At 64.2% G+C, this 15,492-nt stretch carries 13 protein-coding genes and 1 tRNA gene; 12 read left to right on the top strand and 2 right to left on the bottom strand.

Annotated elements, in window-relative coordinates; translation table 11 throughout:
- Positions 1-341 precede the first annotated feature (341 nt).
- Positions 342-428, top strand: a tRNA-Leu gene (locus B5E66_RS07745).
- Positions 429-563: 135 nt separating this feature from the next.
- On the opposite strand, the gene B5E66_RS07740 is transcribed toward B5E66_RS07745, so the two are convergent.
- Both B5E66_RS07740 and bilQ read right to left on the bottom strand, forming a co-directional pair.
- Entirely contained in the window at positions 564-890 is a 327-nt protein-coding gene (locus tag B5E66_RS07740) for a hypothetical protein (RefSeq protein ID WP_087231040.1), read from the bottom strand.
- A 43-nt stretch (positions 891-933) separates the two neighbouring features.
- Positions 934-1,365 (bottom strand): bilirubin utilization transcriptional regulator BilQ, encoded by a 432-nt coding sequence (bilQ, locus tag B5E66_RS07735; protein WP_087231038.1) that lies wholly within the window; start codon positions 1,363-1,365, stop codon positions 934-936.
- A gap of 151 nt (positions 1,366-1,516) precedes the next feature.
- Here bilQ and B5E66_RS07730 point away from each other — a divergent pair, with 151 nt between their 5' ends.
- From B5E66_RS07730 to B5E66_RS07680, 11 genes are all read left to right on the top strand, one after another.
- On the top strand, positions 1,517-1,786 hold the full coding sequence (locus B5E66_RS07730; protein ID WP_206393047.1) for a hypothetical protein: 270 nt from the start codon (positions 1,517-1,519) through the stop codon (positions 1,784-1,786).
- Between the two features lie 276 nt (positions 1,787-2,062).
- Entirely contained in the window at positions 2,063-4,894 is a 2,832-nt protein-coding gene (locus tag B5E66_RS07725; RefSeq protein ID WP_087231035.1) for a DNA translocase FtsK, read from the top strand.
- Between the two features lie 29 nt (positions 4,895-4,923).
- The gene (locus B5E66_RS07720; RefSeq protein WP_087231032.1) at positions 4,924-6,966 is read left to right on the top strand and encodes a YgiQ family radical SAM protein; all 2,043 of its coding nucleotides are present in this window, start codon (positions 4,924-4,926) and stop codon (positions 6,964-6,966) included.
- Entirely contained in the window at positions 6,963-8,114 is a 1,152-nt protein-coding gene (locus B5E66_RS07715) for a ComEC/Rec2 family competence protein (protein WP_242956004.1), read from the top strand. The genes B5E66_RS07720 and B5E66_RS07715 overlap by 4 nt, the downstream gene beginning before the upstream one ends.
- 162 nt (positions 8,115-8,276) lie before the next feature.
- Positions 8,277-8,960 carry an amino acid ABC transporter permease gene (locus B5E66_RS07710; protein ID WP_087231029.1) on the top strand — a complete coding sequence of 228 codons (684 nt, stop codon included), beginning with the start codon at positions 8,277-8,279 and terminating at the stop codon, positions 8,958-8,960.
- 14 nt (positions 8,961-8,974) lie between these two features.
- Complete coding sequence (locus B5E66_RS07705; protein WP_087231026.1) at positions 8,975-9,718, top strand: amino acid ABC transporter ATP-binding protein; 744 nt, start codon at positions 8,975-8,977, stop codon at positions 9,716-9,718.
- Between the two features lie 22 nt (positions 9,719-9,740).
- Complete coding sequence (locus B5E66_RS07700) at positions 9,741-10,589, top strand: transporter substrate-binding domain-containing protein (protein ID WP_087231023.1); 849 nt, start codon at positions 9,741-9,743, stop codon at positions 10,587-10,589.
- Between the two features lie 124 nt (positions 10,590-10,713).
- On the top strand, positions 10,714-11,346 hold the full coding sequence (locus B5E66_RS07695; RefSeq protein WP_087231019.1) for a DUF4830 domain-containing protein: 633 nt from the start codon (positions 10,714-10,716) through the stop codon (positions 11,344-11,346).
- Between the two features lie 264 nt (positions 11,347-11,610).
- Complete coding sequence (locus B5E66_RS07690; protein WP_087231016.1) at positions 11,611-11,868, top strand: HPr family phosphocarrier protein; 258 nt, start codon at positions 11,611-11,613, stop codon at positions 11,866-11,868.
- 101 nt (positions 11,869-11,969) lie between these two features.
- Complete coding sequence (ptsP, locus tag B5E66_RS07685; protein ID WP_087231013.1) at positions 11,970-13,709, top strand: phosphoenolpyruvate--protein phosphotransferase; 1,740 nt, start codon at positions 11,970-11,972, stop codon at positions 13,707-13,709.
- Positions 13,710-13,842: 133 nt separating this feature from the next.
- Complete coding sequence (locus B5E66_RS07680) at positions 13,843-15,282, top strand: 6-phospho-beta-glucosidase (RefSeq protein WP_087231010.1); 1,440 nt, start codon at positions 13,843-13,845, stop codon at positions 15,280-15,282.
- Positions 15,283-15,492 lie beyond the last annotated feature (210 nt).

The following is a 15,492-nucleotide window of genomic DNA, read 5'->3' as shown; positions in this document are numbered from 1 at the left end:
AATGGCAGGGGCCCGGGCGTGCAGACCGCTCCGGCAGCTCTGTCGGGACCGCTGCGCCCGGAGCGGGGAAATGAAAGACGGCCCGCCGCCGCGCCCTGCCGCCTTGCCGGGACAGAAACAAAAAGGCCCTTCCCGCCCATGCCATGCGGCCCAAAAGGGGGCGTCCGGGTAGAAACCACCGGCCTTTGCAAAAGCCGCCGTCCGCCCGGGACGTCCCACAAATAAGCCGGATATCCTGCCGCTGTCCGCTTTGGAAGCCCCGCTGCAAATAAAATAGAGAAAAGCACAAACTTTCCGCTTGATTTTGGCGGTCAAATACGCTATAATAACGTAGACGATAAGCCGGTGTGTCGGAATGGCAGACGAGGGGGACTCAAAATCCCTTGTGCTAATCACACGTGTGGGTTCGACCCCCACCACCGGCACCAAAAGCCCAGAGCCGCAAGGCCCTGGGCTTTTTGCTGCGCCGCAAAGGCTTGGCAGACAGGCCGCCAAAGCGGCGGCAAAACAAAAACCCTGCGCTTTCCCACAGGAAAAGTGCAGGGACCAAAAGGAGGCGGCGTTCAGCGCAGCTGCTGCCACTGGCTCTTGAGGAACAGCCCGGTGATGCCGGGCACCAGGGCCGCGCCGATCAGGGACATCAGGATAGCGGTGGGAGCGCCCAGCAGCTGGATGTTCTGGGCGGCGCCCACCAGGAACGAGCCCACGGCGCAGACGCACATGACCAGATACCCGGCCTTGCGCTGGGCGAACAGCAGCGCGCACAGTCCTGCGATGGACACTACGGCGATGGCCACGGACAGCCAGCGGCCTTCGGACAGATTGAGAGCGGTGGTGCACACGCAGAGCACCAGTGCGAACCACAGCCAGATCTTTGTTGCTTTTTTCATAAGACGAATCCTCCGATGATCGATAGGGAATGGGGGTGCGGGGTCAGTCCCGCGGGGCACAGGGGGGCTGCGCAGCGGGCTGCGGCAGGACCTTTTGGAGCAGCTCCAGCAGGGTCTGCTGCTCCTGGGCGGTCAGGGCGGCCATCCGCTGCCGGTCCCAGTCAAAAAATACCTGGTGGCTGACGGCGAAGGCTTCCTGGCCCTTTTCGGTCAGGTGCAGCCGGTGGCTGCGGCCCTCCTTCTCTTTGGTGAGGAAGCCGCTTTCCACCAGCTTTGTGATGCTCCGCTGCGAGTGTCCCCAGTCCAGGTGCAGGGCCCTGGTCAGCTCTGCGGGAGTGGCGCCCGGGTGCTTGCCTACATAGAGCAGAAAATACAGCAGGCCGAAATGCAGCCCCAGTTTTTCCAGCTTCCCGCTGGTATAGGCGGTGAAATCCCGGTGCAGCATGGCGGCGCAGAGTGCAAGAGTCTGATGCATGGAAAAGCTCCTCTCCTGGACTTGACTCGGTCAAGTATACACGCACAACTTGACTTTGTCAAGTGCAAATACAAAATCCGTTCCCGCCGGCAGTCCCACGATCGCCGGGGCCGTCATAGTATGGGTAAAACCCTGAAAGGAGCTTTTGGTTATGAAACGTGCGACAGCCCTTTTCCTCAGTGCAGCTCTGGCTCTGGGCCTGGCAGCCTGTGAGTTCCCCTGGTGCCCCAGTTCTTCCGGCCCGGGGTCTTCCGGTACATCCTCGTCCCAGCCCGCCTCCTCGGAGCCTGCGTCCTCCGAGCCTGCCTCCTCTGAGCCCGCATCCTCCCTGCCTGCGCCGTCGGAGCCTGCGTCTTCTGTGCCGGCATCTTCGGTCCCGGACTCTGTGCCGGAAGTGGGCAGCGGTTCCCAGGCGGGCTGAGCGGCCGAGGGCGCGGGGACTGTAAGAGGGCCTGCCGTCTGTCTGGTACAGGCGGCGGGCCCTTTCGCTGCGCAAAAAACGCCCCGCCTCCTGTTTGCCATTTTGCCCGGCCCGTGATACAATAAAAGAATCGATCGGACCGTCAAAAAGTCCCGCCCGGCTGTGCATCCGGGCCGCAGTTCGGACCAAACGGGAGGCTGCGGCGGATGGCCCGGCGTTTTTGGCTTTTATATAGATGGAAATTGAGATTTTTTGCAAAAGAGGTACTGGGAGAGAATGGCAAAAAGGAAACGAAAATCCGGTGCCCGGGGCAAGAGCGCCCGGGCCAAACAGCAGGTGCGCCGCCGGCTGCTGGCCAGCAGCGCTACCCTGTTTGCAGGGATATTGCTGCTGCTGCTGGCGTTTGTGGACGGGCAGGCAGCCTGGCACACCGTGCACGATCTCTTGTTCGGGATCTTTGGCGCGGGCAGTTTTGTGCTGGGCCCCGCCGTGTGCTATATGGCGGTGCTCACCGCGCAGGACAGGCCCGTGCTGGGCAGCGTGGGCAAGCTGGCGCTGGGACTGGTGTTCCTCAGCGGGGCGGCGGTGGTCTTTTCGGACATCCCGGCCCAGGGGATGACGGTGGCCCAGATGGGGGTGGCCTGCTACGACAACGGGGTCAACGCCTGGTTTGGGGGCGGCTCGATGGGCGGACTGCTGGGCGGCACGCTGCTGCTGCTGTGCGGACGCCCGGCGGCCAACCTGATCGTGGTGGCCCTGGCGGCCTGTGCCAGCTGTTATGTCTTTGACGTGACCCCCGCCGATGTCTGGCAGTGGCTGGCAGGCGTGGCGGGAGGCGCCAAAGAAAAAGGGCTGGAAGTGTATGCCGACGGCCGCGCCGCCGCCCAGGAGCGCCGGGCTGCCCGTCTGGCCGCCCGCGCCCAGGCGGAAGCCGAGGCCGAGGCCATGGAGGATGAGGAGGACAGCGGCTATCTGGACGACGGGGACCTGCCCGGCCCCGACCCGGCCCTGGACCCGGACGCAGGCCAGGGCTTCCACATCGGGATGCCGGCCTGGCTGTCCCACATTTTTGGGCATGGCCGGCTGCCGGATGAAAACGGCAGCACCCAGCCGCCCCAGCGCCCCGAGACCCCGCTGCACTCGGCGGCGGTCAGTCATCCCCGGGCCCCCTTCGACATCGACCTGGGACCCGACCCCGCAGCGGTGTCGGACGGGGGAAGCGAACCCATCGAACCCATCATCACCGGGCCGGGAGGCACCTTTGGGCTCAATCCGCTGCGCAGCGAGCCCCGGTCCGCAAACCATGCGCCCCTGTATGACCAGGACAAGGACGAGGGCACGGCGGCGCCGGCGCAGCCCCAGCGGCCTGTGCCGCCCCCTGCGCCCGCTGTGACACCGGTGGCCCCGCCGCCGGCTCCGGCCGCGCCGGCAGGGCAGGGGACGCAGGCTGCGCCCCCCGCCGCCTGCCCGCCGGAGGAGGCGGAGGAGGACGGCTGGATCCGGATCGACGAGGAGCCTGCGGACGCCGGGGAAGGCGGCGATATCGCCACCCTGGTGGCCGCCGCCATGGAAAAGCCCGCCGACGCGGAACAGGCGGCCGCTGCGGCGGCCCCCGCCCCCGAGGAGGCCGAGGTCCCCGCCGCCTATGAGTACCCGCCCATCGAGCTGTTTGACAAGCCCGCCGAGGAGACCGACGAGGGGGCCCAGACCGAGCTGAAGGCCAACGCCCAAAAGCTGGTGGATACCCTCGAGAGCTTCGGGGTCAAGACCCGGGTGCTGGATATCTCCCGGGGCCCGGCGGTCACCCGCTATGAGGTGCAGCCCATGGCCGGCGTCAAGATCAGCCGCATCACATCCCTGGCCGACGACCTGGCCCTCAACCTGGCGGTGGCGGACATCCGGATGGAGGCGCCCATCCCCGGCAAGCCTGCCGTGGGCATCGAGGTGCCCAACCGCAGGCGCGCTTCGGTGAGCATCCGCAGCATCTTTGAGAGCCAGAGCTTCCGCCATATGACCAGCCCCCTCACCATCGCCCTGGGCAAGGACATTGCCGGCGTGGCCCAGGTGGCCGACCTGTGCAAGATGCCCCACCTGCTGATCGCGGGCAGCACCGGCAGCGGCAAGTCGGTGTGCGTCAACAGCATCATCATGAGCCTGGTGTTCCGCTCGGGGCCGGAGGATGTCAAGCTGATCCTCATCGACCCCAAGGTGGTGGAACTGGCCGAATACAACGGCATCCCCCACCTGCTGATGCCGGTGATCACCGAGCCCAAAAAGGCGGCCGGCGCCCTCAGCTCGGCGGTGGCGGAGATGGAGCGGCGCTACCGCCTGTTCGCCGACAACAACGTCCGCGATATCAAGACCTTCAACAAGCTGGCGGCCTCCGACCCCATGCTGGAAAAGCTGCCCTACATCGCCATCGTCATCGATGAGCTGGCCGACCTGATGATGGTGGTGGGCAAGGATGTGGAAGACTCGATCTGCCGCATCGCCCAGAAAGCCCGCGCCGCAGGGATGCATCTGATCGTGGCCACCCAGCGCCCCAGCGTGGACGTCATCACCGGCCTGATCAAGGCCAACATCCCCAGCCGCATCGCCTTCGCGGTGTCCAGCCAGGTGGACAGCCGCACCATCCTGGACGGCGCCGGGGCAGAGAAGCTGCTGGGCATGGGCGATATGCTGTTCATGCCGGTGGGCGCGCCCAAGCCCATCCGCATCCAGGGCACCTACGTCACCGACGAGGAGATCAGCCGGGTGCTGACCTTCATCAAGGCGTCGGGCACCGTCCAGTACGACGAGGCCATGATCCGGGCCATGGAGGAGCACACCATCCAGGACAAGGGCGCCAAGGACAGGGATGACGACGGCGGCGAGGCCGACGATCCCATGTTCAAGGCTGCGGTGGAGGTGGTCATCGATGCGGGCCAGGCCTCCACCAGCCTGCTGCAGCGGCGGTGCAAACTGGGCTATGCCCGGGCCGCCCGCATCATGGACGAGATGGAACAGAAAGGGGTCATCGGCCCCTACGAGGGGGCCAAGCCCCGGGCGGTGCTGATCAGCCGCCAGCAGTGGCTTGAGATGAACCTGAACAGCCCCGACGAACCGTGACCCATACACACCCCGAACAAGGAGCACCTATGAGCAATACGACCACGACGGCCGGGTATCCGGCCTATACCGAATTCCTGCCCATCTGCCGGGCGGACATGGACGAGCGCGGCTGGGACCAGCTGGACTTTGTAGTGGTGGGCGGGGACGCCTATGTGGACCACCCCAGCTTTGGCACCGCCATCATCAGCCGGCTGCTGGAAGCAGAGGGCTACCGGGTGGGCGTGCTGGCCCAGCCCCGCTACACCGACTGCGAGGATTTCAAGCGGTTCGGCAAACCCAAATACGGCTTTTTCATCGGCGGCGGCAACGTGGACAGCATGGTCAGCCACTATTCGGTGGCCAAGATCCCCCGGGCCGAGGATGAATACTCCCCCGGCGGCAGGGCGGGGGCGCGGCCCGACCGCAGCGCCACCGTCTATACCCGGCTGGCCAAGGAGGCATACCCCGACCTGCCGGTCATCCTGGGCGGTCTGGAGGCGTCTCTGCGGCGGTTCGCCCACTACGACTACTGGCTGGACACCGTGCTGCCCAGCATCGCGGAGGACGCGGGCGCCGACCTGATCAGCTTCGGGATGGGGGAACACCAGACCGTCGAGATCGCCCGGCGGCTGGCGGCAGGGGAGGATATCTCCACCATCACCGATGTGGCCGGCACCTGCTACATGACCGACTTTGAGCACCTGCCGCCCCGCTATGTGGAGTGCGCCGGCTTTAAAAAAGTGGCCGCCGACAAGGTGGCCTATGCCCGGGCCTGCCGCATCCAGATGGACAACCAGGACGTGGTGAGCGGGCAGATCATCGTACAGAAACAGAGCGAGCGGTATCTGGTGCAGAACATCCCCGCCAAGCCCCTGGTGCGCTGGGAGCTGGACAAGGTCTACGCCCTGCCCTACACCCGGCGCTACCACCCGGTGTACGAGTCCATGGGCGGGGTGCCTGCCATCCGGGAGGTGCAGTTCTCCATCATCCAGAACCGGGGCTGCTTTGGCGGATGCAACTTCTGCGCCATCCAGCTGCACCAGGGCCGGCGGGTGACCAGCCGCAGCGCCGACAGCATCGTGGCCGAGGCCGAGCGGATGACCCACGAGCCCGACTTCAAGGGCTACATCCACGATGTGGGAGGCCCCACCGCCAACTTCCGCTTCCCCTCCTGCGGGCAGCAGATGACCAAGGGGATGTGCACCGGGGGCAAGCACTGCCTGGCCCCCCAGCCCTGTTCCCACCTGATCGTGGACCACAAGGACTATCTGGACATCCTGCGGCGGGTGCGGGCTTTGCCGGGGGTCAAGAAGGTGTTCGTCCGCAGCGGCATCCGGTTCGACTATCTGATGGCCGACCCCGACGATACCTTTTTCAAGGAGCTGGTGGAATACCATGTGTCGGGTCAGCTCAAGGTGGCCCCCGAACACTGCGCCCCCAATACTCTGGCCTATATGGGCAAGCCTCCCATCGAGGTGTTCGACCGGTTCAAGGACAAGTTCTATGAGCTCAGCCGCCGGGCGGGCAAAAAGCAGTACCTGGTGCCCTACCTGATGTCCAGCCATCCGGGCAGCACCCTGAAGGATGCGGTCTATCTGGCCGAGTACCTGTACAAAAACCATATGCGTCCCGAGCAGGTGCAGGACTTCTATCCCACCCCCGGCACCGTCAGCACCTGTATGTTCTACACCGGGCTGGACCCCTACACCCTCAAGCCGGTGTTTGTGGAAAAGACCGCAGAGGGCAAGGCGCTGCAGCGGGCCCTGCTGCAATACTACGAGCCGCGGAACGCCGAAAAGGTGGTCAAGGCCCTCAAGCTGACCCACCGGGAGGACCTGATCCCCCTGCTGGTGCCTGCCGCAGGCCGGCGGGCGGTGCAGCGCAGCGCCCGAAAGGCCCAGGCCCGGGATGTGACCATCCACCCCGACGGCAGCTACACCGTCCACCCGCCCAGGGGCAGGCAGGGCAGGACGAACGCGGGGGCACAGCGGCAGCCCGCCCCGGGCGCCCGCTTTGCGCCCCGCACCGCCCCCAAAAAAGATCATGCAAAGAAGGAGAGCGGGGCAGGTCCCCGCAAGGGTAAAAAATGATGGAACAGAATCGACACTCCCTCCCGGCCGGGCTGCTGCGCCGCCTGGCGTCTCTGGCTCTGGCGGTTTCCCTGGCCCTCGGCCTGGCGGGCTGCGAGGACGCGCTGGCGGCCCTGCAGGACGCTGCGGCCGCCCCGTCCTCCAGTACGGCGCAGCCGGTCCAGCCCGCGGCGGAAGGGGCCTTTTCGGTCAACTTCATCGACGTGGGACAGGCCCTGAGCGTCCTGATCACCTGCGACGGCCAGAGTATGCTGTACGACGGCGGCAATGTGGAGGACGGCAGCCTGGTGGTGTCCTATCTGCAGAGCAAGGGGGTCAGCCGGCTGGAATACGTCATTTGCAGCCACGCCCACGAGGACCATGTGGGGGGCCTGGCGGCGGTGCTGGCCAAATTCCCGGCGGGGCACGTCTACGCCCCGGTGGCCCAGGCCGATACACAGTGCTTTTCGGACTTCGTCAAGTACGCCCAGCAGCAGGGCCTGGCGGTGGAGGTGCCCTCCGTGGGCACCAGCTGGCAGCTGGGCAGCGCCACCGTGCAGATCATCGGGCCGGTGGCCCAGTATGACGACACCAACGATACCTCCCTGGTGGTGCGGATCGACTACGGCCAGACCAGCTTCCTGCTGACCGGCGACATGGAGCAGGACGCCGAGGACGATCTGGTGGCCTCGGGGGCGCCGGTGGATGTGGACGTGCTGCAGGTAGGCCACCACGGCAGCGAGACCTCCACCGGGTACGTCTTCCTCAATGCGGTGCTGCCCGAGGTGGGGGTCATCTCGGTGGGGACCGGCAACAGCTACGGCCACCCCAGCGAGGCGGCCCTCAGCCGCCTGCGCGACGCCGGGGTGGACGTGTGGCGCACCGACCTGTCGGGCACCATCACCATCTCCAGCGACGGCGCCAACTACACCGTCTCCAGCGAGCGGTATGTGCCGCCCGAGCAGCAGAACCCCACCACCGCCGATGGCAGCGGCCAGCAGAGCAGCAGCCCCCAGACCATCCAGGCCTATATCGGCAACGTCAACTCCAAAAAATTCCATCTGCCCAGCTGCTCGAACCTCCCCGACCCCGCCAACCAGGTGCTGTTCTCCAGCTATGAGCAGGCGGTGCAGGCCGGATATACCCCCTGCTCCAACTGCCTGGGCTGAGGCTGCGCAGATATACCCCATGCCCTAGAAGTATGGTAGGATATACGGGATAGGTATTTGCCTTCCGGCCCGGCCGGTGTTATAGTAGGAAAGCCGGTTTGGGCCATGGGCCGCAGGCCGGCCTGTGGAGATGCATCCCGAAAGAAAAGGTTGTTTTTGTCTATGTTGGAAACGCTATTGCAAAACCGCACCGTTCAGGTGCTGATCGACTCATTCCCCCGCATCCTGGTGCCGGGCCTGGCCGTCACCATCCCGCTGACGGTGCTGTCCTTTGCCTTTGCCATGGTGATCGCGGCGGCGGTGGCGCTGGTGCAGTACGCCCGTGTGCCGGTGCTGCGGCAGCTGGCCCGGGTGTACATCTGGGTGGTGCGGGGCACCCCGCTGCTGGTGCAGCTGTTCATCATCTTTTACGGGCTGCCCAGTATGGGCATCGTGCTGGACGCCTTCCCCACGGCGGTGATCGCCTTTTCCATCAACGAGGGGGCCTACTGCGCCGAGACCATCCGCGCCGCGCTGGAGTCGGTGCCGTCCGGCCAGCTGGAGGCGGGCTACTGCGTGGGGATGTCCTGGGGGCAGGTGATGCGCCGCATCATCATGCCGCAGGCCCTGCGCACCGCCTTCCCGCCCCTGTCCAACTCCCTCATCGGGATGGTGAAGGACACCTCCCTGGCCGCCAATATCACGGTGGCGGAGATGTTCATGGCCACCCAGCGGGTGGCGTCCTATACCTACCAGTTCCTGCCGGTGTACTGTGAGCTGGCGGTGATCTATCTGATCTTCTGCACCGTGCTGACCTGGGTGCAGAAGAAGGGCGAAAAATACCTCAACGCCCACGGATTCAACTAAAGGAGGCCTGACCCATGCCCATGCTGGAAGTAAGCGACATCCATAAATCCTTCGGGGAGCGGGAGGTGCTCAAGGGGGTCAGCCTGTCGGTGGACAAGGGCTCGGTGGTGGCCATCCTGGGGCCTTCGGGTTCGGGCAAGACCACCCTGCTGCGCTGCATCAACTTCCTGGAGAAGGCGGACAGCGGCAGCCTGACCTTTGACGGGGAACCGTTCGACCTGGCCCGCATCTCCCGCGCAGACACCGCCCGCCTGCGCCGCAAGACCGCCTTTGTGTTCCAAAGCTACAACCTGTTCCGCAACAAGACGGTGCTGCAAAATGTCACCGAGGGGCTGGTGGTAGCCCGCCGGATGCACAAGGCACAGGCGGAGGAGATCGCGGTGCAGATGCTGCAAAAGGTGGGGATGGCCGACCGGTGCAGCCAGTATCCCCACCAGCTGTCGGGGGGACAGCAGCAGCGGGTGGCCATTGCCCGGGCCCTGGCCACCAGCCCCGAGATCATCTATTTCGACGAGCCCACCTCCGCGCTGGACCCCGAGCTGACCGGCGAGGTGCTGGACGTCATGCGGCAGCTGGCCGCCGAGGGGATGACCATGCTGGTGGTCACCCATGAGATGGGCTTTGCCCGGGATGTGTCCAGCCATGTCATCTTCATGGAGGATGGCCGCATCGTGGAGAGCGCCCCCTCGGCCCAGTTCTTTGCCGCGCCCCGGCAGGAGCGCACCCGCGCTTTCCTGAGCCGGATCGCCAACCGATAATGCTACAAATGAGGATCGATCTATGAAAAGAAGGAACTTTATTTCGATGATGGCGGTACTGGCCGCCGCAGGTGTGCTGGAGCTGAGCGGCTGCTCGTCTTCCGGCAGCAGCGCTGCCGCAGGCAGCGGCGCCGGGACCGCTTCCAGCGCGCCGGCCGACCGGCTGGAGGAGATCCGCCAGCGCGGCACCCTGATCGTGGCGCTGGAGGGCGCCTGGTCTCCCTGGTGCTACCACGACGATACCGATACCCTGGTGGGCTACGATGTGGAAGTGTCCCGCGCCATCGCCCAGCAGCTGGGGGTGGAGCCCGAATATGTGGAGGGCGAATGGGACGGCCTGTTTGCGGGCCTGGACGCCGGCCGCTATGACATCGTCTGCAACGGCGTGGAGGTGACCGAGGAACGGGCCAAGAGCTACGACTTCTCACAGCCGTACGCCTACATCCATACCGCGCTGGCGGTGCGGTCGGACAACACCGATATCACCAGCTTTGAGGACCTGGCGGGCAAGACCACCGCCAACTCCATCGCCAGCACCTACATGACCCTGGCCGAGAGCTATGGGGCCGAAGTGCTGGGGGTGGACACCCTGGATGAGACCATCCAGATGCTGCTGGCAGGCCGTGTGGACGCCACCCTCAACGCCGACGTCTCGTTCTACGACTATCTGAACGTCCATCCCGACGCGGCCTTCAAGATCGTCGCCCAGACCGATGACGCCTCCCATGTCTGCATCCCGGTGCGCAAGGCGCCCGAGAGCGCCAGCCTGCTGGCCGCCGTCAACGAGGCCATCGACACCCTGCGGGCCGACGGCACCCTGGCAGAGATCTCGGAAAAATATTTCGGCAGCGACATCTCCTCGGAGGCCTGAGCTGCCCCTGCCGCCCCCTGTGCCCTTTACGAGCACGGGGGTTTTGTTTTGCCATGCATAGCCCGGCGTTCCGGGGCATAAGCTGTACCCAGTGAACGAGCACAGTGTGGGGGAGGCGGAACCTATGTTTGTATTGACACTCAACCGGGCGCGGCTGCGCCAGATCGGCGTGGGAGCCATGTGCTGCGCGGTGGTGGTGTGCAGCGCCCTGCTGGGGCGGTATATCAGCACCCGCACCGTCGAGACGGCAGCCAGCCCCGGGGGCAGGATCGAGTCGGCCCAGGACATCCAGACCTGGTTTACCGGGTATGGGCTGGAGGTGGACGGGGCGTCCATCACGGCCGACAAGGTCAAGATACCCCGCAAATGGGACGACAGCTTTTCGGCATTCAACGAGGTGGTGGCCCAGAGCGGATTGGATCTGTCCCGCTATAAGGGCAAGACGGTGGAAAAGTGGCAGGCGCTGATCCCGTCTGCCTCCAACGGGCAGGAGAGCTACTATGGGGTGCTGCTGGTGTACAAGAAAAAGCCGGTGGGCGCCTACCTGCTCGCCAAGCCTTCGGGCATGGTGACCGGTCTGGGCGACGCGCAGGCCGCCATGGCCGACGCCCAGCAGGAGGCGGCCGCAGCGGCGGCTTCCCAGGAGGCGGCGGCCAGCGTCCCGGCAGAAGCGGCGGCCCAGCTCCAGGAGGCGCAGGAGAGCACGGCGCCTTACATCGACCTGCCTCTGGATGCCAACGGGTATCCGGTGGAATGAAGGGCCGCAAGGCCCCGCCCATCCCCCCAAAAGGGGCCAGATGGGCGGGGCCTTGCGGCTGTTTTGGGAAGGCGCCGGCCGGGACGCGGAAAGTTCTGTGAAAAAACCACAAAAAACAAAGTAAAAAATTGGCAAATTGAAAGGGTGAAAAAATCAGGTGCAGGGTTTATAATAAATATATCCACAGTCGTGCATGCCTGTATGCACATGGTTTGGGGGGCGGGGCGCCCCGCCCTGAGTTTACGTTATAAGGAGAAATGATCTATGAAGGAATTCCAGTATACTATTAAGGATGCCTGCGGCATCCACGCACGCCCTGCCGGCCTGCTGGTCAAGGTGGTCAAGAGCCACGCCAGCACCGCCACCCTGGAGAAGGACGGCAAGAGCTGTGATATGCGCAAGCTGATGGCGCTGATGGGCATGGGCGTCAAGCAGGGCGATACCGTCACCGTCAAGGTTGAGGGCGACGATGAGGACGCCACTGTGGCCGATATCGAGAAGTTCATGACCGAGAACCTCTAAATCTACACATTTTTAGCCCTCGCGGTTCTCTGCGGGGGCTTTTTTAAAGGCAGGGCGGGCCCATGGAGGGGGCCGCACTGTAAAGAAAGGATGAGAATGTAATGCAGGTAGGCACTGGTAAAAGCGTATTGAACGGCATTGCCATCGGCAAGATCAAGATCTACAAGAAAAAAGATACCACCATCTCCACCACCCCTGTCACCGACACCGGCGCGGAGCTGCTGCGCTTTGAGGACGCCCAGCAGAAGGCGATCGCCCAGCAGACCGCCCTGTATGAGAAGGCCCTGGAGGAGGCAGGCGAGGACATCGCGGAGGTGTTCAACATCCACGCCATGATGCTGGAGGATGACGACTTTGTGGACGCCATCAAAGAGATCATCACCAAGCAGAAGATGTGCGCAGAGTATGCAGTCAAAACGGCCGGCACCAACCAGGCGGCCGTCTTTGCCGCCATGGACGACCCCTATCTGCAGGCCCGCAGCGCCGATGTGATGGACATTGCCCAGGCCATGCTGGACATCCTGCAGGGCACCGATGTGGACAGCATGCAGGGCACGGAACCCTCCATCCTGGTGGCCGAGGACCTGGCCCCCTCCGAGACGGTGCGGCTGGACAAGAGCCTGCTTCTGGGCTTTATCACCCGGGAGGGCAGCACCAACAGCCACACAGCCATCCTGGCCCGCAGCATGAACATCCCCGCCCTGATCCAGTGCAAGGAGATCGACGACAGCTGGGACGGCAAGATGGCGGTCATCGACGGCTACAACGCCTGCGTCTATGTGGACCCCACCGCCGACCTGCTCAAGAGCCTGCAGAAGCGCCAGCAGGAGGACAAAAAGAAACTGGCCCTGCTGCAGGAGCTGAAGGGCAAGACCAACACCACCCTGGACGGCACCACCATCAACGTCTATGCCAACATCGGCGGCATTGGGGACGTGGGCGCTGTGCAGCAGAATGACGCCGGCGGCGTGGGCCTGTTCCGCTCCGAGTTCGTCTATCTGAACAGCAAGGACTATCCCACGGAGGAATACCAGTTCGAGGCATACAAGCAGGTGGTGGAGACCCTGGCCCCCAAGAAGGTCATCATCCGCACCTGCGACATCGGCGCGGACAAGACGGTGGACTACATGAAGCTGGACCACGAGGAGAACCCGGCTTTGGGCTACCGTGCCATCCGCATCTGCCTGACCCGCAAGGACTTCTTCAAGACCCAGCTGCGGGCGCTGCTGCGGGCTTCGGCCTACGGCAACCTGGGCATCATGTTCCCCATGATCACCAGCCTGCGCGAACTCCACGACGCCAAGAACATCCTGGACGAGTGCAAGGTGGAGCTGGCTGCCGAAGGCAAGAAGATGGGGGACATCGAAGTGGGCACCATGATCGAGACCCCGGCCGCCGTGCTGGTGGCGGATGACCTGGCCGAGGAGTGCGATTTCTTCTCGATCGGGACCAACGACCTGACCCAGTACACCTGCGCGCTGGACCGCCAGAACGCCAAGCTGGAGCCCTTTGCCAACCCCCATCACCCCGCCGTGCTGCGTGAGATCAAGATGACCATCGACGCGGGCCACCGCCATGGCATCTGGGTGGGCATCTGCGGCGAGCTGGGCGCGGATACGTCCCTCACCGAGACCTTCCTGCGGATGGGCGTGGACGAGCTGTCGGTCAACCCCAAGAGCATCCTGCCGGTGCGCAAGAAGATCCGCAGCATCGACCTGTCCAAGCCCGCCGCCGCGGTGGTGGACGAGGAGGCCGGCGAGGCCGAACCCCAGGCAGAGGATCCCAAGGCGGAAGCCGCGCCCAAGGCCAAATCCAAAGCCAAGGCTGAGCCGAAGGCTTAAGTAAAAGAGAATACGGCGTGTCTTTGGAGGTCCGCTGCCCCGCCGGCGGCGGACCCCGATCCACCCGGCCAGCCGCCCCCAAAGGGCTTTTGCCTTTGGGGGCGTTTTTTGAGATAGGATAAGGAGGTAAACCATGTCTTTGCCGAAGGATTTCTTATGGGGCGGCGCTACCGCCGCCAACCAGTGCGAGGGCGCTTATGACGAGGGGGGCCGGGGCCTGTCCACGGTGGATGTCATCCCCTTTGGGCCCGACCGTATGCCGGTGATGCGGGGCGAGAAAAAGATGCTGGCCTGCGACGCAGAGCACAGCTATCCCGCACACCAGGCCATCGACCTGTACCACCACTACAAGGAAGACATCAAGCTGTTTGCAGAGATGGGCTTCAAGTGCTACCGGCTGTCCATCGCATGGACCCGCATCCTGCCGAACGGGGACGACGACACCCCCAACGAGGAGGGCCTGGCCTTCTATGACAGTCTGTTCGACGAGTGCCATAAGTATGGCATCGAGCCGCTGGTGACCATCTGCCACTTCGATACCCCCATCGCCCTCATCAAGAAGTATGGCGGCTGGAAGGACCGCCGGATGATCGGCGCTTACCTGAAATACTGCGCCGCCATCTTTGGCCGGTACAAGAACAAGGTGAAGTACTGGCTGACCTTCAATGAGATCAATATGCTGCTCCATCTGCCCTTTATGGGAGCGGGCATCCTGTTTGAGCCGGGGGAGGACCCCACCGAGGTCCAGTACCGGGCTGCTCACTACGAGATCGTGGCCAGTGCCAAGGCGGTGCGGATGGCCCACGAGATGATGCCGGGGGCCATGGTAGGCTGTATGCTGGCCGCAGGCCAGTATTACCCCCGCACCTGCAGCCCCAGGGATATCTGGGCCGCCCAGGAAGCCGACCGGGACAACTACTTCTTCATTGACGCCCAGGCCCGGGGCGCTTACCCCGTATGGGCCAAAAAGCGGATGGAGCGGGCCGGCATCCAGCTGGACTGCACCCCCGAGGATGAGGCGGATATGCAGGCCGGCACGGTGGACTTCATCTCTTTCAGCTACTACTCCAGCCGGTGCGTCAGCGCCGACCCCGAGATGCTGGCCAAGGAGGGCGCCTCCGGCAATGCGGCCTTCGGCGGGGTCAAGAACCCCTATCTGAAGACCAGCGAGTGGGGCTGGGCCATCGATCCCGAGGGCCTGCGCACCACCATGAACAGCCTGTATGACCGCTATCAGAAGCCCCTGTTCATTGTGGAGAACGGTCTGGGCGCGGTGGACAAGGTGGAGCCGGACGGCAGCATCCACGACAGCTACCGCATCGAGTATATGCGCGCCCACATCCGCGCCCTGATCCAGGCGGTGGATGAGGACGGCCTGCCGGTGATGGGCTACACCATGTGGGGCCCCATCGACCTGGTGTCCGCCTCCACCGGCGAGATGAAAAAGCGCTATGGCTTCATCTATGTGGACAAGGACAACGAGGGCAACGGCACGCTGGCCCGCAGCCGGAAGGACAGCTTCTACTGGTACAAGAAGGTCATCGCCACCAACGGCGAGGATCTGGAAGATTGAACAAAACGGATACATTTTGACATAATATCTAAATAGGAATCGAATCCGGGCGCCCGGCCGCAAGGCTGGGCGTTTTTGCATATCCCGGCTGGCGGGGCGGGGGAAGGTATGGCTGCGCCCGAAAGGGGAGTTTTTCCTTGCGGGAGGGCAAAAATTTGGCCAAAGCACTTTTCAACAGTAAAGCAACATGTTATACTTAAATCCACAGTC

The organism is Faecalibacterium sp. An121 (assembly GCF_002160915.1).
GTDB lineage: Bacteria > Bacillota > Clostridia > Oscillospirales > Ruminococcaceae > Faecalibacterium > Faecalibacterium avium.
This window is presented reverse-complemented; position numbering and strand designations above follow the sequence as displayed.